Origin of the sequence: Rhodoferax potami, from assembly GCF_032193805.1 — a bacterium.
In the GTDB taxonomy this organism is placed as follows: domain Bacteria; phylum Pseudomonadota; class Gammaproteobacteria; order Burkholderiales; family Burkholderiaceae_C; genus Allorhodoferax; species Allorhodoferax potami_A.
This window is the reverse complement of the sequence record NZ_JAVBIK010000001.1, coordinates 224,245-248,114: the sequence shown is the minus strand read 5'-3', so window position 1 is coordinate 248,114 and position 23,870 is coordinate 224,245. Positions and strand designations below refer to the sequence as shown.

Annotated in this window: 21 protein-coding genes, 1 tRNA gene and 1 pseudogene; 11 read left to right on the top strand and 12 right to left on the bottom strand. The window is 55.7% G+C overall.

The annotated features are described in order from the left end of the window. The first annotated feature begins 61 nt into the window (after positions 1-61). The 11 genes from glnT (at position 62) to RAE19_RS01105 (ending at position 11,267) form a co-directional block, all read left to right on the top strand. Positions 62-1,390 carry a type III glutamate--ammonia ligase gene (glnT, locus tag RAE19_RS01155; protein WP_313873192.1) on the top strand — a complete coding sequence of 443 codons (1,329 nt, stop codon included), beginning with the start codon at positions 62-64 and terminating at the stop codon, positions 1,388-1,390. A gap of 268 nt (positions 1,391-1,658) precedes the next feature. Further along, on the top strand, positions 1,659-2,990 hold the full coding sequence (gene aceA / locus RAE19_RS01150; RefSeq protein ID WP_313873191.1) for an isocitrate lyase: 1,332 nt from the start codon (positions 1,659-1,661) through the stop codon (positions 2,988-2,990). A gap of 255 nt (positions 2,991-3,245) precedes the next feature. Further along, a complete protein-coding gene (gene thrS, locus RAE19_RS01145; protein WP_313873190.1) occupies positions 3,246-5,156 on the top strand; it encodes a threonine--tRNA ligase in 1,911 nt (636 codons plus the stop codon). A gap of 89 nt (positions 5,157-5,245) precedes the next feature. Further along, a complete protein-coding gene (gene infC, locus RAE19_RS01140; protein ID WP_313876151.1) occupies positions 5,246-5,833 on the top strand; it encodes a translation initiation factor IF-3 in 588 nt (195 codons plus the stop codon). 161 nt (positions 5,834-5,994) lie between these two features. Continuing rightward, positions 5,995-6,198 (top strand): 50S ribosomal protein L35, encoded by a 204-nt coding sequence (rpmI, locus tag RAE19_RS01135; RefSeq protein WP_094481090.1) that lies wholly within the window; start codon positions 5,995-5,997, stop codon positions 6,196-6,198. A 25-nt stretch (positions 6,199-6,223) separates the two neighbouring features. Then, positions 6,224-6,583, top strand: a complete 360-nt coding sequence (rplT, locus tag RAE19_RS01130; protein ID WP_313873189.1) for a 50S ribosomal protein L20 — start codon at positions 6,224-6,226, stop codon at positions 6,581-6,583. A 113-nt stretch (positions 6,584-6,696) separates the two neighbouring features. Then, on the top strand, positions 6,697-7,767 hold the full coding sequence (pheS, locus tag RAE19_RS01125; protein WP_313873188.1) for a phenylalanine--tRNA ligase subunit alpha: 1,071 nt from the start codon (positions 6,697-6,699) through the stop codon (positions 7,765-7,767). Positions 7,768-7,800: 33 nt separating this feature from the next. Next, entirely contained in the window at positions 7,801-10,236 is a 2,436-nt protein-coding gene (gene pheT, locus RAE19_RS01120) for a phenylalanine--tRNA ligase subunit beta (protein WP_313873187.1), read from the top strand. 26 nt (positions 10,237-10,262) lie between these two features. Continuing rightward, entirely contained in the window at positions 10,263-10,592 is a 330-nt protein-coding gene (locus tag RAE19_RS01115; RefSeq protein ID WP_313873186.1) for an integration host factor subunit alpha, read from the top strand. Between the two features lie 109 nt (positions 10,593-10,701). Beyond that, on the top strand, positions 10,702-11,154 hold the full coding sequence (locus tag RAE19_RS01110) for a MerR family transcriptional regulator (RefSeq protein ID WP_313873185.1): 453 nt from the start codon (positions 10,702-10,704) through the stop codon (positions 11,152-11,154). A gap of 36 nt (positions 11,155-11,190) precedes the next feature. Continuing rightward, a tRNA-Pro gene (locus RAE19_RS01105) sits at positions 11,191-11,267 on the top strand. A 1,330-nt stretch (positions 11,268-12,597) separates the two neighbouring features. Here RAE19_RS01105 and RAE19_RS01100 read toward each other — a convergent pair. The 12 genes and pseudogenes from RAE19_RS01100 to RAE19_RS01045 all read right to left on the bottom strand — a co-directional run bounded on the left by RAE19_RS01100 (position 12,598) and on the right by RAE19_RS01045 (position 23,814). Continuing rightward, the gene (locus RAE19_RS01100) at positions 12,598-13,731 is read right to left on the bottom strand and encodes an SIR2 family NAD-dependent protein deacylase (protein ID WP_313873184.1); all 1,134 of its coding nucleotides are present in this window, start codon (positions 13,729-13,731) and stop codon (positions 12,598-12,600) included. A gap of 2 nt (positions 13,732-13,733) precedes the next feature. Continuing rightward, positions 13,734-15,461, bottom strand: coding sequence for a restriction endonuclease subunit S (locus RAE19_RS01095; protein ID WP_313873183.1), 1,728 nt, complete (start codon positions 15,459-15,461; stop codon positions 13,734-13,736). A gap of 2 nt (positions 15,462-15,463) precedes the next feature. Next, complete coding sequence (locus tag RAE19_RS01090; protein ID WP_313873182.1) at positions 15,464-16,957, bottom strand: type I restriction-modification system subunit M; 1,494 nt, start codon at positions 16,955-16,957, stop codon at positions 15,464-15,466. A gap of 17 nt (positions 16,958-16,974) precedes the next feature. Continuing rightward, on the bottom strand, positions 16,975-19,317 hold the full coding sequence (hsdR, locus tag RAE19_RS01085) for an EcoAI/FtnUII family type I restriction enzme subunit R (protein ID WP_313873181.1): 2,343 nt from the start codon (positions 19,315-19,317) through the stop codon (positions 16,975-16,977). Positions 19,318-19,573: 256 nt separating this feature from the next. After that, on the bottom strand, positions 19,574-20,209 hold the full coding sequence (locus tag RAE19_RS01080) for a hypothetical protein (protein ID WP_313873180.1): 636 nt from the start codon (positions 20,207-20,209) through the stop codon (positions 19,574-19,576). A gap of 38 nt (positions 20,210-20,247) precedes the next feature. Next, a complete protein-coding gene (locus RAE19_RS01075) occupies positions 20,248-20,598 on the bottom strand; it encodes a hypothetical protein (protein WP_313873179.1) in 351 nt (116 codons plus the stop codon). Then, a complete protein-coding gene (locus tag RAE19_RS01070; protein ID WP_313873178.1) occupies positions 20,595-21,884 on the bottom strand; it encodes an AAA family ATPase in 1,290 nt (429 codons plus the stop codon). The genes RAE19_RS01075 and RAE19_RS01070 overlap by 4 nt, the downstream gene beginning before the upstream one ends. Then, positions 21,881-22,345 carry a CHC2 zinc finger domain-containing protein gene (locus RAE19_RS01065; protein ID WP_313873177.1) on the bottom strand — a complete coding sequence of 155 codons (465 nt, stop codon included), beginning with the start codon at positions 22,343-22,345 and terminating at the stop codon, positions 21,881-21,883. The genes RAE19_RS01070 and RAE19_RS01065 overlap by 4 nt, the downstream gene beginning before the upstream one ends. A gap of 94 nt (positions 22,346-22,439) precedes the next feature. After that, positions 22,440-22,688: a helix-turn-helix transcriptional regulator gene (locus tag RAE19_RS01060; RefSeq protein ID WP_313876150.1), complete on the bottom strand. Its 249-nt coding sequence runs from the start codon at positions 22,686-22,688 to the stop codon at positions 22,440-22,442. 258 nt (positions 22,689-22,946) lie between these two features. Beyond that, positions 22,947-23,075: pseudogene (locus RAE19_RS01055) on the bottom strand (DNA polymerase III subunit beta); the annotation flags it as partial. Between the two features lie 143 nt (positions 23,076-23,218). Continuing rightward, positions 23,219-23,563, bottom strand: a complete 345-nt coding sequence (locus tag RAE19_RS01050; RefSeq protein ID WP_313873176.1) for a type II toxin-antitoxin system PemK/MazF family toxin — start codon at positions 23,561-23,563, stop codon at positions 23,219-23,221. Beyond that, on the bottom strand, positions 23,560-23,814 hold the full coding sequence (locus tag RAE19_RS01045) for an AbrB/MazE/SpoVT family DNA-binding domain-containing protein (protein ID WP_313873175.1): 255 nt from the start codon (positions 23,812-23,814) through the stop codon (positions 23,560-23,562). Before RAE19_RS01045 ends, RAE19_RS01050 begins: the two co-directional genes overlap by 4 nt. Between the last annotated feature and the right edge of the window lie 56 nt (positions 23,815-23,870).

Sequence of the window (23,870 nt, the reverse complement as noted above, 5' to 3'; positions counted from 1 at the left end):
TTGATTTGCTATTGTTTTTGTAGCGCGCTCCGTACGATGGGTGAGCGCCATAGGGGTTTTTATGCATGATTACCCGGCGCTGATTGGGGCCTTGCACGCACAAGGCATCCATTCGCTACTAGCTCAGTTCACAGATATCCACGGGGTCGCCAAAGGCAAGTTGGTTCCTGTGGCGAACTTGAAGGAGTGGGTGGAGGTCGGAGCTGGCTTCGCCGGGCCCAGTATCTGGGGTACTGGTTTGCCTCGTTTTGGACCGCGTAGCGAATACTATGGGCGCATCATTCCAGAAACCATACGCCCTTTGCCTTTCATGCCCGGAGTGGCGCACGCGGTCTGTGATGGCTACGCCGATGGCGTTCCGCTGGAAACGTGCTCACGACAGTTGCTCCTGAAAGCCGTTGAGCGGCTGCGCTCGCGCGGTTGGACCATGTGGGTTGGCATAGAGCCTGAGTTCTTTTTGTTGAATAAGCGAAATGGCCGTTGGGTGATTGCCGATGACGGTGACCAGTTGTCCAAGCCGTCTTACGACCTGAAGTCGATACACCGCAACGCGGCCTATTTGGATGACATGCGCCAGACTTTGGTGAGTTTGGGTTTTGAACTCCAGCAAATCGATCATGAAGATGCGACGGGGCAATACGAGGTGAACTACCGATTTGACGACGCGCTTGCCGCCGCAGATCGATTCATGCTGTTCAAGATCGCGGCCCATGCGGTGGCCGAGAGGCATGGAATGGTGTTTAGCGGCATGCCCAAGCCACTGGCCCATGCACCCGGTAGTGGATTGCATTTTCATGTGAGCATTACCAATGCCCAGGGGGAGGCGGTGTTCAGTAGTGAGCAGGACACTTTGGGGCTGAGCCCTTTGGGGCACCAGTTTGCAGCTGGTTTGCTGGCGCATGCGGATGCGCTTTCCGCGATTTGCGCACCGACTGTTAACAGTTACAAGCGGTTGGCGAGTAGTGCCAGTGCATCCGGGACGACTTGGTCGCCTGTTTGGAAGTCCTATGGCAACAACAACCGGACCTGTCTGGTGCGGACAGTGGCGGGGCGCCTGGAGTGGCGGCTCCCTGACCCGTCTTGCAATGTGTATGCAGCGATAGCTGCCACTCTATTGGCAGGTCTAGACGGTATCGACAAGGCTTTAGTCCCTCCGGAGCCTTGCGATGTGGATCTTTATGCGAAGGCGGCCAGCGGTGCCGCTTTACCGCCAGCTCTTCCGCGGACCTTGATTGATGCACTTGACTGCTTGGCGAATGACACCTTTTTGGCTGAGGCATTGGGCCATGGCTTCGTCGAGCAGTTTCTTGCCGTCAAGCGGCAGGAGTGGAGCGAGTTTCATCAAGCTGTCAGTGATTGGGAATTAAATCGCTACGCTGATGCGTATTAACGGCGTGTAGTGTTCTTCGATTTTTTGCGACTTACATTTCAATATCGCAATGTGGAAATTCCTTGGTTGATTCGACGTGTTCGATTTTCGGATCGTATGAAGTCATTTCATATTGCAGTACATCTCAGTTAAGTCATTGATTTTTAATGAGAAAATTTATGTCTTATATAAGACATAAGATTGGACTTCTGTCTTATATAAGACTTAGAATTCACTCATCGACAGCGTCAAGGCTGCCGAACCATTCAATCAACCTAGGAGTGTTCACATGCCGCAATCCATCAAAGAACAATTGAGCCGCGAACAGCAAATCGCAGCCCTGGAAAAAGACTGGGCGACCAATCCCCGCTGGAAGGGCGTCAAGCGCGGTTACTCCGCTGCAGACGTGGTTCGCTTGCGTGGCAGCGTGCAGCCTGAATACACCTTGGCTCAGCGTGGTGCCGAAAAATTGTGGGAAAAAGTCAACGGTGGCGCCAAGAAGGGCTACGTGAATGCTTTTGGCGCCATCTCTGCAGGCCAGGCCATGCAGCAAGCCAAGGCTGGCTTGGAAGCCGTGTACCTGTCTGGTTGGCAAGTGGCTGCTGACGGCAACACATCCGAGACGATGTACCCCGACCAGTCCTTGTACGCCTACGATTCGGTGCCGACCATGGTGCGTCGCATCAACAACACTTTCAAGCGCGCTGACGAAATCCAATGGGGTCGCGGTATCAACCCCGGCGACAAAGAGTTCATCGATTTCTTCTTGCCAATCGTGGCGGATGCTGAAGCAGGCTTCGGCGGCGTGTTGAACGCTTTTGAGCTGATGAAGAACATGATTGCATCGGGTGCTGCCGGTGTGCACTTCGAAGATCAATTGGCAGCTGTGAAGAAGTGCGGTCACATGGGTGGCAAGGTTCTGGTGCCTACCCGCGAAGCGATCGAGAAGCTGATCGCAGCGCGTTTTGCAGCAGACACCATGGGCGTGCCTACCATCATTCTCGCTCGTACGGACGCTGAAGCAGCCAACCTGATCACCAGCGACTATGATGAAAACGACAAGCCGTTCATTACCGGTGAGCGCACGCAAGAAGGCTTCTACCGTGTCAAAAACGGCTTGGAACAGTCCATCAGCCGTGGCGTTGCATACGCACCGTATGCTGATCTCGTGTGGTGCGAAACCGGCGTGCCAGACATCGGCTTTGCACGTGAATTTGCCCAAGCGGTTCACGCGGCATGCCCTGGTAAGTTGCTGTCTTACAACTGCTCGCCTTCTTTCAACTGGAAGAAGAACCTCAGCGACAGCCAGATCGCGTCCTTCCAGGAAGACCTGTCTGCACTGGGTTACAAGTACCAGTTCATCACCTTGGCCGGCATTCACATCAACTGGTTCAACACCTTCCAGTTCGCCCACGCTTACGCCCAGGGCGAAGGCATGAAGCACTACACCGAAATGGTGCAAGAGCCTGAATTCGCCGCACGTGAAAAGGGTTACACCTTCGTGTCCCACCAGCAAGAAGTGGGTGTTGGCTACTTTGACGACGTCACCACCGTGATCCAGGGCGGTTCCTCCTCCGTGAAGGCGCTGACTGGTTCCACTGAAGAAGAGCAGTTCCACTAAGCAACCCGCTGTGGAGCGAGGGCCGGGCAGCTCACAAGGCGCCCGGCCTTTTTTATTGGGTAAAATAGCCGCTCAACTTTGTATAAGAGCGAGAAAGGCAGTTTGGTTATGACACCGCGAACTACTCCGGCAACATTCACTGTGCAATAAGGCCGTAGTCCGCGCGCCTTGTGCGCAATCAGCTACCAAATTCATAGTAAAGCGCGGACCATTCCGCGCTTTTTGTTTTTCTGAATCCTCTTTTTAGACACCACCATGATCAACATCACACTTCCTGACGGCTCCAAACGTGAATTCCCCGGCCCGGTAACTGTCGCTGAGGTCGCGGCCTCTATTGGTGCCGGATTGGCTAAGGCTGCGCTGGCGGGCAAAGTGGACGGCAAGGTGGTCGACACCAGTTTTCAGATGTCGGCGGACAGTGCGTTGTCTATCATCACAGCCAAAGATGCAGATGGGCTGGAAGTCATTCGACATTCCACGGCCCACTTGTTGGCTTATGCCGTCAAAGAGTTGTTTCCTGATGCGCAAGTGACGATCGGCCCTGTGATTGAGCACGGATTCTTTTACGACTTTTCGTACAAACGCCCCTTCACCCCCGAAGATTTGGTCGCCATCGAAAAGAAGATGACTGAATTGGCCGGCAAAGATGAGCCGGTGGTTCGCCGCGTATTGCCGCGTGACGAGGCGGTGGAGTACTTTAAGAGCTTGGGTGAGCAGTACAAAGCGGAGATCATTGCCAGTATTCCGGCAAACGAAGATGTTTCGCTGTACCGCGAAGGCAAGTTCGAGGACTTGTGCCGCGGTCCCCACGTGCCCAGCACCGGCAAGCTCAAGCACTTCAAACTGATGAAGGTGGCAGGCGCCTACTGGCGCGGTGACCACAAAAATGAAATGTTGCAGCGGATTTACGGTACCGCGTGGGCCACCAAAGATGAGTTGCAGCAGTACTTGACCATGCTGGAAGAGGCTGAGAAGCGCGACCACCGCAAGCTCGGCCGCGAGCTCGACTTGTTCCATATTGACGAGCACTCGCCCGGCACCGTGTTTTGGCATCCCAAGGGCTGGACGCTATGGCAGGGTGTTGAGCAGTACATGCGCAAGGTGTACCAGGACAATGGCTACCAAGAGGTCAAGGGCCCCCAGATCATTGATAAAAGCTTGTGGGAGAAAACAGGCCATTGGGACAAGTACCGCGAGAACATGTTCACCACCGAAAGTGAAAAGCGCGACTACGCCCTGAAGCCGATGAACTGCCCGGGCCACATCCTGATCTACAAGCAGGGTATCAAGAGCTACCGCGACTTGCCACTGCGCTTTGGTGAATTTGGCCAGTGCCACCGTAACGAGCCATCAGGTGGCTTGCACGGGATCATGCGTGTCCGCGCATTCACTCAAGACGATGGACATATTTTTTGTACGGAAGCCCAGATCCAAGAGGAGGTGAAAACCTTCACTACGCTGCTGCAAAAGGTCTACAAAGACTTCGGTTTCACCAACATCATTTACAAATTGTCGACTCGCCCCGAGAAGCGTATCGGGACCGAAGAGAGCTGGGATCGTGCGGAAAACGCTTTGGCAGAGGGCTTGCGCGCATCCGGATGCGACTTTGAGTATTTGCCAGGTGAGGGCGCTTTTTACGGCCCCAAAATTGAGTACACACTGAAAGACGCGCTGGGTCGGCCGTGGCAATGCGGCACTATCCAGGTGGATCCCAACCTCCCGGAGCGCTTGGACGCCGAATTTGTCGGGGAGGACGGCAGCCGCCATCGCCCTGTGATGCTGCACCGCGCGATCGTCGGAAGCCTAGAGCGGTTCATCGGAATCTTGATCGAAGAAAGCGCGGGAGCTTTGCCTGCTTGGTTAGCGCCAGTGCAAATTGCCGTGCTGAATATCACGGATGCACAGGCTGAATATGCCCGGAACGTCGCGAAAACGCTGCAGGATCAAGGGCTTAGGGTCCATTTAGATCTGCGCAACGAGAAAATAACCTATAAAATACGGGAGCATTCGATGCAGAAGCTGCCGTACCTAATTGTCATTGGTGACAAAGAGATGGCGGCAGGCGCTGTCGCAGTGCGTGCCCGGGGTGGTCAAGACCTCGGTGCAATGCCTCTGGAGTCGTTTATTGAACGTATCACCTCAGACATTGCCAACAAAGCTTCCTGAAGAGATTTCCAAGGATTGAATGGTTTGTTGGTGCGCGCTGTGCGGCAACCGCTACAGTTTGTGTAGCAGATATTGTGAAGGATTGAGCCATCGCTACTGAATTTCGTGACCGCCGCCAGCGCGAAGAACGTAAACACCGTTTGAACCGTGAAATCATGGCCCCCGAGGTTCGCCTCTCCGGGCCTGAGAACGAGCCTCTGGGTGTCGTCAGCCTTATGGAGGCGCTCCGCATGGCGGGCGACCTCGACGTTGACTTGGTTGAAATTGCCGCTACTGCCAACCCGCCTGTGTGCCGGTTGATGGACTATGGCAAGTTCAAATACCAAGAGCAAAAGAAGGCAGCGGAAGCGAAAGCCAAGCAGACGGTCATTGAGATCAAGGAAATCAAGTTCCGCCCGGGTACTGATGACGGCGACTACAACATCAAGATGCGCAACATCAGGCGTTTCTTGGCGGATGGCGATAAGTGCAAGATCACTTTGCGTTTCCGCGGTCGTGAAATCACCCACCAGGAAATCGGTTTGGCGATGTTGCAGCGGATGCGTGATGAGTTGGGTGACACCATCCTCGTCGAGCAGTTTCCGAAGCTCGAAGGCCGCCAGATGATCATGATGATCGCACCAGGCCGTAAAAAGCCGGGTGGTTCACCAAAGCCAGCTGCAGAAGCAGCAGGTTAAATTTTGCAGACAGGTCCGGTCACCTGTTTGTGATGAGCAGGGTTGCGTAAGCGGCCTTGCAAAGCGAGGTCTGAAATAGCCTCGCACAAGTGGCTCGGGGCCAACAAGGCTGGGAAAGTTTCTCAGACGCCTCACGAGCACAAATGAAAAGGAGCATGAATATGCCCAAAATGAAGACCAAGAGCGCGGCGAAGAAACGCTTCCGCGTCCGTCCAGGTGGTACCGTGAAACGCGGTCAAGCCTTCAAACGTCACATCTTGACCAAGAAGACCACTAAAAATAAACGCCACTTGCGCGGCTCCACTGGAGTTCATGAGACCAATATGGGTCACATGGCACAGATGTTGCCCGGTCGTGGTATTTAATTAACGACGTACAAGGAGTAATCACATGCCTCGCGTCAAACGTGGTGTAACGGCTCGCGCCCGCCATAAAAAAGTTCTGGCCCTTGCAAAGGGTTTCCGCGGTCGCCGCGGTAATGTCTACCGTATCGCTAAACAAGCGGTAATGAAGGCTGGGCAATATGCCTACCGCGACCGCCGTACCAAGAAACGTGTGTTCCGTCAGTTGTGGATTGCGCGTATCAACGCTGCAGCCCGTCAATGTGGCATGACATACAGCCAGTTTGCCAATGGTCTGAAGAAAGCCAGTATCGAGATCGACCGTAAGGTTCTGTCTGATATCGCAATCCATGACATGGCTGCTTTTGCTGGCATCGTGGAACAAGTGAAAGCCAAACTGGCTGCTTGAGTCCGCAGCAGAGTGCTATTGATTCAGTAGCACTCCGCGCACCAGAAACAAGGGCTAGCGCTTGAAAAAGCACTAGCCCTTTTTCATTGATCTGAATCGTCAAGTACCTATTTATGACCGAGTTGAACGACATCGTTGACACCGCTAAAGCTGCATTCCTGCAAGCTCTCACGCCGGCTGATCTGGAAAATGCCAAAGCCCTGTTTTTGGGAAAATCCGGCAAGATCACCGAGCTGATGAAGGGCATGGCCGCCCTCAGCGTGGAGGAGAAGAAATCCCGCGGTGCCGCTATCAACTTGGCCAAGCAAGCCATCGAGGCCGCGCTCACCGAGCGTCGCCAAGCACTGGCCGACGCCGAGCTGCAGACCCAGCTCCAAGCGGAAGCGCTGGACGTCACGTTGCCAGGTCGTCAGCGCGGGCAGGGCGGTTTGCACCCGGTGTCCCTGACACTAGAGCGGATTGAAGCCATCTTTGGTTCGATGGGATTTGATGTGGCCCAAGGCCCCGAAATTGAATCCGACTGGTTCAACTTCACCGCGCTCAACACCCCCGAAGACCATCCTGCTCGCTCGATGCACGACACCTTCTATGTAGAAGGTGGTTCCGAGGCAGCGCCGAACCTGCTCCGTACCCACACGAGCCCCATGCAAATCCGGTACGCGGTTCAGCACGTCAAGGCCCACCGCGCGGCCGCTGGCGCTTCAGCGGAAGGCCTCTACTCCGGTGATATGCCAGAAATCCGTGTTATCGCTCCAGGCCGCACCTACCGTGTGGACAGCGATGCGACCCATTCGCCCATGTTCCACCAGTGCGAAGGCCTGTGGGTGGGCGAGAACGTGAGTTTCAAAGACTTGAAGTTCGTCTTTACTGACTTTTGCCGTACCTTCTTTGAATCGGACGACTTGGTGTTGCGATTCCGCCCCAGCTTCTTCCCGTTCACCGAGCCCAGCGCAGAAATTGACATCCAGTTCCAAACCGGCCCGCTCGCTGGTCGCTGGCTGGAAGTCGCAGGCTCTGGCCAAGTGCATCCCAATGTGATCCGTAACATGGGTCTCGACCCTGAGAAATTCATCGGATTTGCCTTCGGTATGGGGCCTGATCGCTTGACCATGTTGCGCTATGGCGTGAATGACCTGCGCCTGTTCTTTGACGGTGATGTCCGTTTCCTGTCGCAATTTCAGTAATCCACAAGAACAACACACACGCCGGTCTCGAACATGCAATTCTCAGAATCCTGGTTGCGCACTTTCTGCAACCCCGCCATTTCTACCGCCCAACTCGCCGAAACCCTGACTATGGCAGGGCTCGAGGTCGAAGAACTCAAGCCCGTTGCACCACCATTTACCCATATCGTCGTGGGTGAGATCAAGGAAGCCGAGCAGCACCCCAATGCCGACCGCTTGCGCGTTTGCAAGGTCGATGTAGGCCAGGCCGAGCTGCTGAATATTGTTTGTGGTGCACCCAATGCACGCGTTGGTATCCGTATTCCATGTGCCATGGTGGGTGCAGAGCTGCCCCCAGGCGAAGATGGCAAGCCTTTCCTGATCAAGGTCGGCAAGCTGCGCGGTGTGGAAAGCCAGGGAATGTTGTGCTCCGCACGCGAGCTCAAGCTGTCTGAAGACCATGGTGGTCTGATGGAGCTGCCTTTGGATGCACCGTTGGGCACAAACATCCGCGAATATCTGTACTTGGACGACACCTTGTTCACCCTCAAGCTGACGCCCAACCTCGCGCATTGTCTAAGTGTGTACGGTGTTGCGCGTGAGGTGTCTGCATTGACCGGTGCCCCCTTGCTGGCGCCCGAGTTCCCGCAAGCACCTGTTGCGATTCAGGACAAAGTGGCGGTCAAGATTAGCGCACCCGATCTGTGTGGGCGGTTTTCCGGCCGAGTCATCCGCAATGTCAATACCAAGGCCACTACACCGCAATGGATGGTGGACCGCTTGGCTCGCTGTGGCCAACGCAGTGTCAGTCCTTTGGTCGATATTTCGAACTACGTCATGTTCGAGCTCGGCCGCCCCAGCCACATTTTTGACCTCGACAAAATCCACGGCGGTCTCGACGTCCGCTGGGCCAAGCCTGGCGAACAGCTCAAACTCCTCAACGGCAATACAGTAGCCCTCGATGAGAAGGTGGGCGTCATTGCGGATGACCAGCAAGTCGAATCTCTGGCCGGCATCATGGGCGGGGACGCTACCGCAGTGTCTGACGATACCCGTCACATCTACCTCGAAGCGGCTTTCTGGTGGCCCAAGTCCATCGCCGGTCGTTCACGTCGTTTCAATTTTTCGACCGATGCCGGCCACCGGTTTGAGCGCGGTGTAGATCCTCAGCAGACGGTGGAGCACATTGAGCGCATCACCCAGCTCATCATCGATATATGCGGCACGCCAGAAACTCAATGCGGTGCGGTAGACGATGTAGTGGCGGCATTGCCTGCTGCAACTCCGGTGACCTTGCGCGTTGCACGCGCGGTCAAAGTGATCGGCATGCCGCTGACCCAAGCGCAATGTGCGGATGCGCTGCGCCGCCTCGGTTTGCCGGTGCAAGAAGAGCCCGGGTTGATCACGGTGACACCCCCATCTTTCCGCTTCGATTTGCAAATTGAAGAAGACCTGATTGAAGAGGTCGCCCGCATGGTGGGTTACAACAACCTGCCGCACACACCACCCCAAGCGCCCATTACTGCCAAGATCCGACAGGAGGCCCAGCGTAGCGCGTTCGCAGTGCGGCGCTCGCTGGCCGCTTTGGGCTACCAAGAAACCATCAACTTCAGTTTCGTGGAAGAGCGCTGGGAACACGAGCTGGCGGGTAACCCCAGTCCGATCAAGTTGCTGAACCCGATCGCCAGCCAAATGAGTGTGATGCGCAGTAGCCTGATCGGCTCTTTGTTGCAGGTGCTGAGGTTTAACCTCGCCCGCAAAGCGCCGCGTGTGCGAGTGTTTGAAATTGGTCGCGTATTCTTGCGCGACGCCGCAGTGAAGAGCACGGATACGACGGTAGAAGGCTTCGACCAACCCATGCGGGTTTCCGGCTTGGCCAGCGGTGGGGCAGACACCTTGCAATGGGCTCGCAAAGAGCAATCTGTTGATTTCTTCGACGTGAAGGGCGATGTAGAAGCCTTGCTCGCGCCACTCAAAGCTGAGTTCGTGCCTGCAACGCATCCCGCATTGCATCCCGGTCGTACCGCGGAGGTCAAGATCCAAGGGCGCTCGATCGGCTTTGTGGGGGAGTTGCACCCCAAGTGGCGTCAATCGTATGAGTTGGCTGCAGCCCCGGTGGTGTTCGAGTTGGAGCTGGATGCGGTGCTGGCGCGCCAGGTGCCCGCTTTCCAAAGCGTTGCCAAGTTCCAAGCGGTTCAGCGTGATATCGCTGTGGTGGTGGCAGATCAGGTGACCCATGCCGACCTAATCGCCGCTGTCAAAAGCGCACCCACTCAAGGCTTGCTGCGTGATGTTCAGTTGTTCGACGTTTACCGCCCCAAGCTGGCCAAGGATGCCGAAGTCATTGCCGGCAGCACCGATCGCAGCTTGGCATTGCGCGTGACATTGAACAGCGACGAGTCCACCCTCACCGAAGACCAAATCGAATCCGCCATGAAAGCGGTGGTTGATCAATTGGTCACTTCGGTGGGTGCCCGCCAGCGCGCCTGAACTTTGCAAAACAGAACGGTACAGTGATGGAATTTTCTGTAGAAAGTCTGGAAACCCCGGCGCTGACCAAGGCTCAACTTTCCGATCTGCTCTTTGAGCAGATCGGACTGAACAAGCGTGAGTCGAAAGACATGATTGACGCCTTCTTTGACCTGATTGCCAGCAGTCTTGTCGAGGGCACTGACGTCAAAATTTCCGGCTTTGGCAACTTTCAGATCCGTACCAAAGCGCCACGGCCCGGCCGCAATCCACGGACCGGTGAGGCGATTCCAATTCAAGCTCGACGCGTGGTCACTTTTCACGCCAGCCATAAGCTCAAAGAGCAAATTCAGGACGAAGGCAAGTCCGGTTCTTGAGCATTGACGTGGCGTCAGGTTTATTTCTCGCCACATCTCCATCGAAACTTTGCAGACAGGTAAAACTTAGAGTAACCTCTACGCTTTGTCTCGTACAGCATTGATTTCAATGGAGAAAACGCTCCCACCCATTCCTGCAAAGCGCTATTTCACGATCGGTGAAGTCGGTGACCTGTGCGGTGTCAAACCTCACGTGCTACGTTATTGGGAGCAGGAATTCACGCAGTTGCGCCCAATGAAGCGGCGCGGCAATCGCCGGTACTATCAGCACCACGAGGTCTTGATGATTCGCCGTATTCGCGATTTGCTCTACGACCAGGGTTTCACCATCAGCGGTGCGAGAAACAAGATGCAGGAAATCCTGCAAACCGAACGCGACAAAAAGCGTCACGGCGAAGTCATGCTCGATGGTGTCGAGGTTCTTGAACTCGGCGACATGGAGTTGGACGACTTGGAAGAGTCTGCTGAAGACATTCCGGTGGTGGCCGAGGTCTACATGGAATGGCAACAGGTAAAAAAGGAATTGCTCGATATTCGTGAACTTCTGATGATCGAAGCCTGAAGCAGCTGAAACTCACGCTATAATTTGAGGCTCGATCGGTGTGTGGCGCAGCCTGGTAGCGCACTTGCATGGGGTGCAAGGGGTCGAAGGTTCGAATCCTTTCACACCGACCATATGAATCAAGGACTTAGAGTAGAAATGCTCTAAGTCCTTTCTTCTTTTTGGCTCTAGTTTGTCAAATTGCCCCCACCATTGCCCCCACTGCTGCAAAAGCTGGCGGAAAGTGCGTATCCAACATTACTACCCCCTAGGAGTAGTTTCCAAACTAGAACGCACGCACCGTTCAATTCACCCGTGAGTGAGTTTGCTCAGGAAGTACCTTAGATACCCCCTTGTGCGAAGTCGCAATAGAAGGTAAGCCAGCGGCCACGCTGGCTTACAGGCCGTTAGGCCTGTAGCCCCCGTATTCCGTGCGTGACTAGCTACTAAACATGTAGCAAAGCCAACCCAATAGGCGCGCGGGCTGAGGGAGCCCCCATGGGGGGCGGACGGGCAGACCAGCGCGGGGCTGATGCCGCGCAGCGGCGAAGCACAAGGGTGGGCGGGGGCACACACCACATGACTGGCCGCAGACCACTGACTGACCACACAGCGCGCAGCGCCTGACCAATGCCACGGTGCCACGACAGCCACAAGGGCGCGCAGACGGCGGCGCGTAGGGCGTGCCAACGACCGGGAAGCGCCGACGGCTGTGCGACCGACTCCAGCGAAGGCCACTTTGCATAACGCCTGTTGCCTTCACCCGACAGGGCGCGAAGCGGTGACCGGCACCAAGCGGAGCTTTAGCGCAGCGACTGGCGGGCACTGAGGGCAATGCGGCGTTATGTAAAAGCGAAGCGGGTGGCCGTAGCGGGCGAGTGCCACAACTGCCACGCACACCACGCGACAGCTTTGTGGTCCTTGGGCATGGCGGTACTGCGCCGTGCCCACTGACTGGGACTACAGAGCATCGAACCGAGTCAAGCGGTGATGTGCCGTTGCCACCAAGCGCGGCGACACATGGCCGCGCTGCTGGAGGATGCTACGCGCCAGCTTCGTGGTGCCTGGCCATTGCGGTACTCCGCATTGGCCACTGACCAAAGCTACAGACTCACGCAATAGCAAAGCGGTGATGTTGGGTGCACTGCCACCAGCGCAAAGCGCCTTTCAGCAGGCAGTGCGCCCGGCATGACCGCGCTGGTGGAGGCCGCAGACACGCATCGAGTGCCGAAGGTTCGTCGCTGCTTGCCGCCTTCGCGGAAGCTGATCAAGCTCTTGCGCAGCACTATATATATGCCGAATAGGCCGCTAGCTGCCCTCGTAGAACGTGCGCAAGCAGCTATAAATATAGTAGCAGTTGAAGATTGTGTAATCTCGACCTGCCTTAGTTCCCATGGCGCTACGTGATCGGATTCACACCAAAACCCCACTGATTGCAGAGTTCCAAGGAATTCGCAACGTGGTTCATCTACGGCTGTGGTTCAGTTCATTCCTTGCATGGCGGAGGATCGCCTCGACTTGATTGTGCTGGCCCTTGGGATACCAAATGGCCGTGATACCCAGACTCGCCAGTTCCCCGTTGCGTTCCACAAGTTCCTCAAGCTGATCCGGCGCTTGCTCGATGGCGAAATGTTGAGGGAACAGTTTGTCGCCCGCCTGCTCCTTGGTGGCTTGAAAGACCTGCAGTGTCCTGTCACTTTTCAAGCTACAACCAACGAACAAAAGGCTGTTGTTACTGTAGTGATAGCGCAGCATCTTCGGGATAGGGCGATCCATATCTAGCTGCGCCTCGCCGTAGGCCTGATCGTATTGCGCCTTGCCCAAAATGCACCTTGCCGGGTTTTTGAAATCGCCGTGCATCTTGATGATCGTCACTTTGTCGGCCAGTGGCACTTCCATGGCTGTCACACCGTTGATCACCTGTACCCGCGAATCCGCGCCCGTGTCGTAAACCTGTTCCAGCAGTCGGTCGTAGTTCGTGGTGATCAGCGTGTCTTTGAATAGTTCGGAAATGATCAGCGTGATGCCTTGGATGCTACCGAGCTTGCCAAATACGTCGCGGATTTCTTGGGCGAAAGCGTCGCGTCCATTCTTCTGCTCTATGTGTTCAATGAACTGCTCATATTCGCCAGCGGCCAGCCAGGTTTCAATCTGTTCCTTTGGGATGCCCGCCGTGCGCCCTTGTTGTCGCAAATGATTGGCCCAGGTGGGGAAGCCCCCATCAACTGAAATACCCGCGCCGATGAATGGCACCACCATCTTCTCTGCCAGACGCTCAAGCAATTGGCTGAAACGCTGTTCATTGCGTTCAAACCAATGGTTGCCATCTTCTTCACCGAAAGCCTCGATCAACTGCGCGCGGCTTAGCACCTCTTGGCGTCGGTCGATGCGATAGGCGCTCAACGCTTGCTCGTAAGCCTCCCGGTCGCCAGCGAAAAAGGCTTTGCTGGGTTGGGAAAGGCCGACCGAGCCAAGCTTGAGCAGCAGAGGTAGATCCAGATTTACTTCGCCCTGATCAATCCAGGCATTGAAGTCTTCAAACAGTTCAAAGTCGGCGTGACCATCGGCCTGACACCAGGATTCAGCCCGCGCATTCATGCTCAGGCCTCCACCAGCGCCTGCTCGGCCAGGGCCTCGGCCAGATGCAGTTGCGTGGTTTGCGCATCACTCAGGCGGGATTTGAGCTGGTCGCACAGCACCATTAGTTCGTCAAGTTTGGCGACGATACGGTGTTGTTCTGCTAGCGGTGGAATGGGCAGTACCAGCCTTTCCATCCGCTCTTTCGTCATGTGGATCATGGCAATTCCGTTGCCAGATTCTTTGATTGCTGCCGATATGGCTTGCAAGTAATGCCTGAAGAAGTACTTATCTACCTCGGCCTTGCTGAAAAAATCCATCTTCCAAATGTGGTAATGGTAGATGACCTTACCGCCTTGCCAAATGAATGGACCGAATGAGGCAGACCACGCAAAAATCAAATCTCCGTCATCAATGTACTTTTCTGGCTCTAGCTCGAGATCGGAAAAGTACCACTCGTTAGACGTGAACAAATTCCCGACACGCAGGATTGGCGTCCCTTCTGAAAGCATCTCATGCTTACTGTAAGCACGTCCGTTAAGCACATTGATAACGTTAGCCAAACGAGCAACTGCCCATCCACTGGGCATAGCAAACGGAGTTTCTTCTTTAGCGATTGGTGAAAGCAATTTGCCCGCCTTGATCCTCCCTTCTTTCACCAGCTTCGCCTTCTCGGCAGCGATCCTTTTGAGGGGTTCGCTAGCGTGTTCATCCTTGGGGTCTTGGGGGACGAGCTTGCCCATTACGGCGAGTTGCAGGAGGGTTTGCTTGAGCTGGTCAATGCTTTCTTCGGTGGTGAAGAGGGTGTCGAAGTGTTCGGCGATGCGCTGCCAGGCGCTGGCGAACTGCGCGTGATCGGCCGCACCGGTGAGCGCGTTCAACAAAGTTTCCACCAGCGTCTGATGGGCGCTGAGGCTGGCGTACGTCTGTTGCTCAAGCTGGTCGCACAGCGCCATCAGCTCATCGACTTTGGCGACGATGCGGTGTTGCTCGGCCAGAGGAGGTAGCAAGATCAAAACTTCTCTGACTTTTTCTGAGTTTAAGTTTTGAACAACAGCACCTGCCGCAGCATCAGTGAAAGCCTTGGCAATGTATGGGGATGAAAGTAGGAGATACAAAAAGTCTTTGTTTAGATACTCCGAAGGGCTGATTCGAAGCCATCCGTCGTGAATGCATCCTTCAATTTTCGTAATGTAAGGACGACCAAAACTCATCGAATTAGTCAATAGAAAATCACCGGGGTATACCATCCTTGTTTTACTCAGACCCTCCTTAGTGATCTTTTCTCTCGTGGCGATGATGTACTTGCCCCCGATATCTGTATCGCCAATTTTTATCCAATTGAGTCCATCTGGTTGATCAGTCAGATAGGACTGGATAGGTCTTGGCGATCCGCCGCGTTCGATAACTGCAAAATTGCCAAAACGCTCACAAGCCCAACCTGTTGGGATGTAAGGTAGGGCTCTTCCGACGCTCGTCGAAGACAAAGATTTGTCCTGCTTAATCTTCCCCTCCTTTACCAGCCTCGCCCTCTCGGTGGCGATCTTCTTGAGCAGTTCGCTGGCGGGCTCGTCCTTCGGATCTTGCGGCACCAGCAAGCCACGCACCGCCAATTCCAGAATCAGCTCACGCAGTTTCTTGATGCCATACAGCTCAATTTTGCGGGACGAGCCCCGGCCAGCGGTGGATCTGCGCTTGATGGCGGCTGTCCACAGGTCGATGTGTTCGGTGATGAGTTGATCGGCGGTCATACTCAGCGTGCTCCGCTCAGGGCCGCTGCGAGGATGGTCTTGAGCTGATCGCGCAGGGTCTGGATGTTTTGTTGCTGACCCTGATACTGTGTGAGCAGCTCTTCAGGGTCGTGGTTGATCTGTTCACCGATGTGGGGGTTCTTGACGTCGAGGTTGTAATTGCGCTCGGTCAAGGCTTCGAGGCTCATCTTCCAGGCTTGCGGGGTCTCGACGCGAGCGGCAAAGCCATCTGCCTCGCTTCCCCACCAGGCGCATTCGGTGGCGAATTCTTCGACCTGCATGGGGCGGGTCTTGTTGTAGCTGGTGATGCCTTCGGGGTAGGGGTGCTCGTAGAACCAGACTTCTCTAGTGGCAGGCCATTCGCTTTCTGGTTTCTTTGTAAAGAACAGAATGTTGGTTTTGATCCCTGTGTAAGGGTTGAAAACCCCATTGGGCAGGCGAACGATGGTGTGCAGGTGGCACTGCTTGAGCAACATTTCTTTCAGGCGGGTCTTCATACCCTCGCCAAACAGAAAACCATCTGGCAAGACCACAGCGGCGCGACCATGGTTTTTCAATAGCTTCACCACCAACGCCATAAATAGATCGGCGGTTTCACGAGTGCGCAACGTGGCAGGGAACTGGTTTTCGACACCGTCTTCTTCCATTCCACCAAAGGGCGGGTTAGTGATAATCACGTTCACCCGGTCGGCGTCCCCATAATCTTTGTACGCACGGCGACTCAGCATGTTGTCGTGCTCTATCTGCGTGGGCGTATCAATGCCATGCAAGATCATGTTGGTAGTGCACAGCATGTGGGGGAGCGATTTTTTCTCCACGCCGTGGATGCTGGCTACCAACGCGGCTTCGTCATCGGCATTCTTCACATAGTTGACGCGCTTGTGGTCAATGGTGCAGGACAGAAATCCGCCAGTGCCACAGGCTGGGTCCAGCACGCTTTCTTCTAGTTTCGGGTCCACCCGGTCTACGATGAACTTGGTCACAGCGCGTGGTGTGTAGAACTCACCGGCATTGCCAGCGCTTTGCAGGTCTTTGAGAATTTGCTCGTAGATGCTGCCAAAGGTGTGGCGGTCCTCGGTGTTGTTGAAGTTGATCTCACAAATCTTGTTGATCACCTGCCGCATCAGGGTGCCTGACTTCATGTAGTTGTAGGCATCTTCGAACACGTTGCGAATCACCAGTGCTCGCTTGCCAGCTTCGCCGCTAACCATCAGCTTGGCTTTTAGCGTTGGAAACAGTTGCAAGTTAACAAAGTCATTGAGTGCGTCGCCAGTTATGCCTTCCGGGTCAGATGCCCAATTGCGCCAACGCAGGTGTTCTGGCAATGGCGACTTGTAGTTGTCTTCCAGTAGCTCGATTTCTGCTTCGCGGTCATCGTAAATTTTTAGAAAAAACATCCACACCAGTTGGCTGATGCGCTGGGCATCGCCGTCAACGCCGACATCCTTGCGCATGAGGTCCTGAATGGACTTAATAACTCCGCTGACATTGCTCATCTAATTTCCTGATTGGTTTAACTTGCTTTTTTGAAGAGCTCGTCTTCAAGTTCCGTTACGGCTTGTTCGTATTTCGCCTTGCCACCGAAAACACCATTGATGATTTCGACCGGTGTGCCCAGTGTTCTGAATGGGTCCAGCTTCAGCACGTTGTTGTTTTCAATGCTGGTGACGCCTTCGTCGGCGTATTTGTCGAGCAGGGCTTCCAGTACGGCCCGGACTTGCTCGCCATACTGCGCGAAGTAGTTGCGCTTCTTCACGTTGTTAGCGCGCTCGCTGCGTGTCAAAGGGGGTTGGTCGAAGGCGATGTGGCAGATCAGGTCAAAGTCACCATAATCTTTACCCACTTCTTGGGCAAGCTTTGGCAACTCAATCCCGTATTCGGCCAGCTCTTCAATGATGGCGGCCTTCTTCTTCGTGCTGCTCCACTTCTGCAAGAAGTCATCCAGCGAGGCAAATTCCTTGCGGATGTTCTTGCGGCTGTAGTCGCGGTAACTCTCCGTGACCATTTGACCGTCCTCGCCGATGTATTCCACTCGCTCCGAAAGGATGCGTACTTCCACACCACTGACATGAAATTTCTTGACGGTTTGGCCGTCGTCCTCGTAATCCCCAGCGTCGTCTTCACCCGGTTCTGGGTCTGGTGGTACGGGGTCGTCGTCGCCGTCGGGTTCGTAGATGACCACAGGCTCACCATCAAATTCCGGATCTTTGAAAAGCTCAGTGGCTTTTTTAAAGTCCATGATGGTGAAGAAATACTTGTTGTGCGGCTCATCAATGCGCGTGCCACGACCTACGATCTGCTTGAACGTAGTCATAGAATTGATGCTCTTGTCGAGCACGATGAGTTTGCAGGTCTTGGCATCCACGCCGGTTGTCAACAACTCTGATGTGGTGGCAATGACGGGATAGCGACTTTCCGGGTCAATGAAGTTGTCTAGCTCCGCTTTGCCTTCGATGCTGTCGCCTGTAATGCGCATCACATACTTGCTGTTTTCTTTGGCTAGCGGCCCGGAAGCATTGACGATGGCCTTGCGCATGCGCTCGGCGTGATCGATGTCCTCACAAAAGATGATGGTCTTTTGAAACGGATCGGTGGCATTGAGCAGTTTCATTACCCGTTCTGCCACGAGCTTTGTGCGCTTATTCAGTACCAACTTGCGGTCCATATCGACCTGGTTGAATTCGCGTTGCTCAATTTCGTTGCCAAGGTCGTCCGTCATGCCTGCTGGCGGCGTCCAACCTTCGAGGTCTTTGTCGATATTGATGCGCACCACTTTGTAGGGTGCAAGAAATCCATCTTGGATACCTTGCTTCAAAGAGTAGGTGTAGATCGACTCGCCAAAGTAAGTGATGTTTGAGGCGTACTTGGTTTCCTTGGGTGTGGCAGTCAAGCCAAGCTGGATTGCGCCTTCAAAATATTCAAGGATTTCCCTCCACGCCGAGTCCTCTTTGGCGCTGCCGCGATGACACTCATCAATCACGATAAGGTCAAAAAAGTCCCTTTTGACGGCCCTGAAAATCTTGTCTTCTTCGTCGGGGCCGGTTAGTGCTTGATACAAGCCAAGGTAGACCTCGTAGGCTGGATCGATTTTTCGATTTTTGATCTTGGTCATGACCGAGCCAAAGGGCTTGAAGTCGTTGACTAAGGTCTGATCGACCAAAATATTGCGGTCTACCAAGAAGAGGATGCGTTTGACTTTTTTGGCCTTCCAGAGGCGATAGATGATCTGGAAGGTTGTGTAAGTCTTGCCAGTACCGGTTGCCATCACCAGCAGCAAACGTTTTTGCCCCTGGGCGACTCTTTCCATAACTCGATTTATGGCTTCTGCCTGGTAGTAACGCGGCTCCTTGCCGCCACCTGCGTCGAAATACGGCTCGGTAACCAGCTCCTCGTTTGCATCCGAGATGCCTCTGAATTGTTTGTACCGCTGCCAAAGCAAATCTGGTGATGGAAACGCGTCCATGGCGAACTCAGTTTCCGTGTCCTCGCCCGCTGCTGCAGCTTTGTTATGGCTGGCAAAGCCGTCGCCGTTTGAACTGAATGCACATGGAACATCAAGGATGTCAGCGTATCCCAATGCTTGTTGAAGGCCATGGCTGATCGTGCAGTTGTTGTCCTTTGCCTCAATTACGGCGATAGGAACGCCTTTTTCCTTCTGCAGGACGTAGTCGGCAAACTTCTTCTTTTTCTTATTCCGAGAAGATAAGTTGCCTCGCACAACGACTGGACCAGGTGTGAGCGTAACTTCGCGACGAATATGGGCTATTTCATCCCAGCCTGCTTTGATGATTGCAGGGGTAATGAATTTGGCCTTGATGTCAGATTCGCTGAGTTCTTTCTTTTCTTTGGCGTCCATTAAAGCCCCTGGTATGTCGTTGAAGGGGCGGCTCGTCGCATCACAGTCAGCATCAACACCCTACGCTTGCTCTCGCGAATTGAAGATTTCACGCTTCCCCCTTGTTCTTTTGCTCATGAGGCTGCGATTGCCATCTATTGCCAACGCGCAGCGATACTCCGCCCATCAGAATCTCGTTGAGAGTATCGCACTGCCAACAGGTAATTTTGCCCAATTGAACGGCAACGTCATTTGCTGGACAAATGATAGATATTTGTCAGCGCTGGGCGAGAAACCCAAACCGCGCTGCTATGCCCGCCAATGACTGGTTCACATGCGCTTCATGGGCCGCATGCAAGCGCTCAAACGTGCGCCAGTGCATCCCCTTAGGCTTGCCACCGTCGCCATTCAAAATGCCAGGTTCCCACCCCAACCGCTTGCGGATGCGGTCTGCCCGGCTGCTTGCGCGGTCATAGGCCTGTTCACGCTGGGTGCGATAGGCCAGGTTATGGCAATGTCGGCAGGCATACACGCCACCCCCGTACAGCACCGCCACACGCCGCCCGCACCGCACAGCAGGGCATTGCCACCACGCGCGCTGCCCGCCCAGAGCGCAGTCAGTCCAGACCACTCGCACCGAGTAGTCCATGTCTTTCCATTCGTCCGCGCCGTAGTCGCGCGTGCGGTAGGTCAGGCGAACACGGTCGCGCTCCACAGGCCAGACCTGAATCGAGCCCACCTTTTCGTCGCCGCGTGACCATGTCCACAAAAATGCCGTACCACGCGCCAGCAAGCCATCACGCGCCAGCCTGCGAATGTCCAGCGCACACATATCGCCCGTGGTGCGCTTTCCGCCACTCCTGCCACTGTTGAATCCACCCATGTTTTTGCCGCCTTTATTTTCCGAAATCATTTGGGAAATTGCCCGCCTTTTCAAACGGGCAAAGTGGGTCAGGCTGCCGAATATGCCCGCCACAGCGCCATGCCAGCACCACAGCGTTGTCCGTACCGGCTGCCACGCCCGGCGGCGATGCAAGTGGGGCAGTTGAAGTGGTGGGCCAGATAGGCCGCGTCCAGCGCGTGCCAGTCGGCGGGTTCGGTCGCTGCCTTTACCGGTGCGCTGTGTAGTGGCTCCACCGGCTCGGATTGCAACGCATCGACCAATGCTTCCCGGTGCTCCCGCAGGGGCACGAGCAAGCGCGTCACTGCCTCGCGCGGGCCGCTGGCCTTGACCTTGTCGCCCACCAGTCGTAGAGCTATGCCTGACGCTTGCGCTTGCCGGATCAGTGCTTGCGCGCTCACAGTTCCACCTCGACCAGTTCATTTGCAGCATGAACAATCTCCGAAGATTCCAAAGGTTCCAGTTTTTCAGACGGGGAATCTTCGGAACCTTCGGGTGATTTGGAATCTTCGCTGGGCAACGCCATGTCGCTACCGCCGGGCAAGCGCAAGTACCAGCCGCCACCCATGCCGCCTTTTTTGCGAACGACATTGAGTTTCTTGGACGCATTCCAAATTTGCTTCTTGTTGAATCCGGCGTCTTTCAGTGGTTTGGACGCAACTGCAACCGGGGTCCAGCAGTCAGCCGTCAGTTCTGCTTTCAGCAGGCCCACCGCGTCGGCGTGGTCGGTGCCGTCGTCGCCCTCTGCTGGGTCGGTCAGCAGGTCGCGGGCAGAGCCTTCTACCGCTTGGCCCCATTCGATACGGCTTGCATCAATACCGGGCAGCGCTTCCACCTGCGCCAGGTGGTATTCAAACCCGCCATTGTCCGGCCCGATATTGGATTTGCTGCGCGCCAGAATGCGCTTGTCTGCGCCATCCTCGCCCTTGACCCGTGCCGCCACCAGCACCACGCGCGCCACGGCGGTAAACGCAATGCTGCCAATTACCCGCTGCGCCGGGTCACTGCCTTGGCCACCTTTGGACAGGTGGGTGATGCCCAGCAACGCCGCGTTGATGGTGGTCGCCAAATCAACCAAGGGTTGCAGCCCACGGCGCACCTCAGTGTTTTTGTGGCTGTCACCCGCCACGGCGGTCGATACCGGGTCAATCACGATTAGGCGCACGCTGCCGATTTGTTGGATAGCTTCCTTCAAGGTGCGCGTGTCGGTGGATGGGTCAAACGGCCTGACCGCGTCGCCCGTGCGCGTGCCGTCCACAAAGAAGACTCGGCTTCGGTCTGCCCCCGCTGCAATCAGGCGGGGCAGCAGCGTGTCGGTGTAGTGGTCCTCGCCGCTCCAGATCAGCACATTGCCTGCTGCGCAGCGTGACCCGTCTGGCCAGCGCCCGCCAATGGTGACAGTGGCGGCCATGCCCATTGCGATGGTGGTTTTGCCCTGCCCAGGGGCTCCCGCCAATAGGTGGAACTTGCCCAGCGCCAGCCAGTCGGGCCACAGCCATTGCACGGGCTCAGGCGTCAGGTCGGCCCCGCAAGTCAGCACCACCGTGCTTTTTGGCAATGGTTCAGTGCCAAATTGGCCTGTAGCCCCCGTAGAACGTGCGGGAGCAGCTACTGAATTGATAGCGACTGCAATACCCAAGTCGTCGTCCAGACCGGCTGCAAAGTGTTCATAGTCGTGCGGGTTCATGCGAAAGCCTCCACCAGTCGGTTGATGCGATTGGCCGCCACCATCAGGCGTGCCCGGTCGGCGTCGGTCAGCATCACACCGTTGGCCACATTGCCCGCAGCTACCGCCGCAAGCGTTGATTCAAACGCCATCACCGACAGCGCCAGGCGTGGGCTGAGTGGCGTGGGCTTGGTTAGAACCTGCGGGCGGCCATCGTCCGCCCAGCAGCCCAAGGCTTTGGCAGCATCCACAAACTCGCGGCCACCGTCCTTGATCTCATAGGCCAGCACGTCGCCGCCTTTCTCGCCGCAACTCATGCACACCCATGCGCCGGTGGCTACGTTGACACGCATGGAATCCGAGCCGCCATGAAAGTTGCAGGTGGTGGTTTTCCACTTGGCAGACCGTGGGCCTTTGAGGGTCAGGCCCTGGTTCTCAAAGTAGGTAACCGGGTCGGGTAGCAGGGTGCGGTCAAACGGCATGTTGATCTCCCGCTGCGATTGAAACCGACGTGCGTACCGACGTGCTTTTTCCCGGCGTTGTGCCGTTCAAGGTGCTTTTCATGCTGCACCTCGTTTAGAAAGAAGCAATCAGGGCGCGAATGTCGGCGCTGCGCCAGGCGACGCAGCGTTTTGACAGCTTCACGGGCGCTGGGTAGCGGCCTTCGGCCACGCCTGCCCACCAATGGGATCGGCTAACCGGGACGTGTGCCAGCACCGTGGGCAAGCGCCACAAGGCAATGTCAGGATTTTGGGGAGAGGGGAGAGCGCCAGCCGTGGGGGTGGTGGCATTGGGTTGCGCATCTGCGCGAGGGTTTGAGGTCATTTGGTTTACAGCGCCATCTCGGCGTTTGCGGGTGAATGAACTGCGCTGGTCAGCGCCTACCTTGGGGTTTCTGGTTCTGAGTGCCTTTCTGCTTTGTCGGTCGGGGTCGCCATCGCCTTCGCCGCCTTCGTCGTCATCACTTGCTGCAACGTCTGGACCGGCCCCGGTGGCATCTGCCCCGGCTGCGTCGGCGTCAACACCTATGACTGTGATTGCGGCGCTGGCACCGCCACCACCACTTTCTGGAAACCCGTCAGAGATCGAGGTGCCTCCGCGACGGGCGATTACGTTTGCAAGAATTGGGAGGGTGTGGCGTCGTTCAACGATGCCAGAAACGGATTGAAGAACCGCTAAAACTTTGTCTTGAGTCGCTTTGAGTACGATCATTTGGGCCTTGCATTTGGCTACCGATAAACCCGAATGGGTTTATATCCAGTAGTCCAAGCACGGCGTTTATAGCACGCACACATCCAACATGCAACAAAACAACGTAATTGTGGATAACGTGCGCGCTATGTCGGGTTTTGTGTTCAATCGAGCATGGCGGCCACCCGCGCGCGCACTTCTTCCACCAAATCGTCTGGCGCTTGCTCAATCAGGGTCAATCCGCGCTGCGACGGGTCAATCATCCTGAACTGGTGAACCAAAACCACGCCCTGCGTTTGCGTGCCGGTGCCCATGAGGCTGACAGACAAACCCGCATTGCGTGCGCCCATGCCACCTTGCGTGATGGGGCACACGCCAATCATGCCCAGCCGGTTCAAGTCGGCGTGCGTCACCACGATGCCGGGCCTGCGGCCTTGTTGCTCTTGGCCCAGCGTGGGGTCGAAACTGGCGACCACAATATCGCCACGCTGCCAAATCCGGCGGCTCAAACAGGAACCTCTTGGCCGACGGCGGGCATGTTGTCCCACGCCTTGTCAATCACCAGCGGCTCGTCGCCCTGCATAGCCAATAGCTCTTGCAAGCTGTACTTGCGACGGCTGATCGGCGAAATGATCAAACGCCCGGCGTCAAATTCAAAACTGACCTTGTCGCCAGGGTGCAAGCCGGTGGACTTGGCCAGCGACTGCGGAATGGTCACAGCGATGGAGCCACCAGCGGCGCGGAGTGTGGATGTGTGCATGGTTTGTCCCGTTAATGTCCAATGGAGTCCAAGGATGTAGCACTTAGTTTAACTGG

Coding starts and splice junctions, on each gene's coding strand:
- RAE19_RS01080 (WP_313873180.1), bottom strand. CDS start 20,209: ATGATTTCGGAAAATAAAGGCGGCAAAAACATGGGTGGATTCAACAGT.
- rplT (WP_313873189.1), top strand. CDS start 6,224: ATGCCTCGCGTCAAACGTGGTGTAACGGCTCGCGCCCGCCATAAAAAA.
- pheS (WP_313873188.1), top strand. CDS start 6,697: ATGACCGAGTTGAACGACATCGTTGACACCGCTAAAGCTGCATTCCTG.
- RAE19_RS01045 (WP_313873175.1), bottom strand. CDS start 23,814: ATGCACACATCCACACTCCGCGCCGCTGGTGGCTCCATCGCTGTGACC.
- hsdR (WP_313873181.1), bottom strand. CDS start 19,317: ATGGACGCCAAAGAAAAGAAAGAACTCAGCGAATCTGACATCAAGGCC.
- pheT (WP_313873187.1), top strand. CDS start 7,801: ATGCAATTCTCAGAATCCTGGTTGCGCACTTTCTGCAACCCCGCCATT.
- aceA (WP_313873191.1), top strand. CDS start 1,659: ATGCCGCAATCCATCAAAGAACAATTGAGCCGCGAACAGCAAATCGCA.
- RAE19_RS01115 (WP_313873186.1), top strand. CDS start 10,263: ATGGAATTTTCTGTAGAAAGTCTGGAAACCCCGGCGCTGACCAAGGCT.
- RAE19_RS01070 (WP_313873178.1), bottom strand. CDS start 21,884: ATGAACCCGCACGACTATGAACACTTTGCAGCCGGTCTGGACGACGAC.
- RAE19_RS01100 (WP_313873184.1), bottom strand. CDS start 13,731: ATGAATGCGCGGGCTGAATCCTGGTGTCAGGCCGATGGTCACGCCGAC.
- glnT (WP_313873192.1), top strand. CDS start 62: ATGCATGATTACCCGGCGCTGATTGGGGCCTTGCACGCACAAGGCATC.
- RAE19_RS01090 (WP_313873182.1), bottom strand. CDS start 16,957: ATGAGCAATGTCAGCGGAGTTATTAAGTCCATTCAGGACCTCATGCGC.
- rpmI (WP_094481090.1), top strand. CDS start 5,995: ATGCCCAAAATGAAGACCAAGAGCGCGGCGAAGAAACGCTTCCGCGTC.
- thrS (WP_313873190.1), top strand. CDS start 3,246: ATGATCAACATCACACTTCCTGACGGCTCCAAACGTGAATTCCCCGGC.
- RAE19_RS01065 (WP_313873177.1), bottom strand. CDS start 22,345: ATGCCGTTTGACCGCACCCTGCTACCCGACCCGGTTACCTACTTTGAG.
- RAE19_RS01110 (WP_313873185.1), top strand. CDS start 10,702: ATGGAGAAAACGCTCCCACCCATTCCTGCAAAGCGCTATTTCACGATC.
- RAE19_RS01060 (WP_313876150.1), bottom strand. CDS start 22,688: ATGACCTCAAACCCTCGCGCAGATGCGCAACCCAATGCCACCACCCCC.
- RAE19_RS01095 (WP_313873183.1), bottom strand. CDS start 15,461: ATGACCGCCGATCAACTCATCACCGAACACATCGACCTGTGGACAGCC.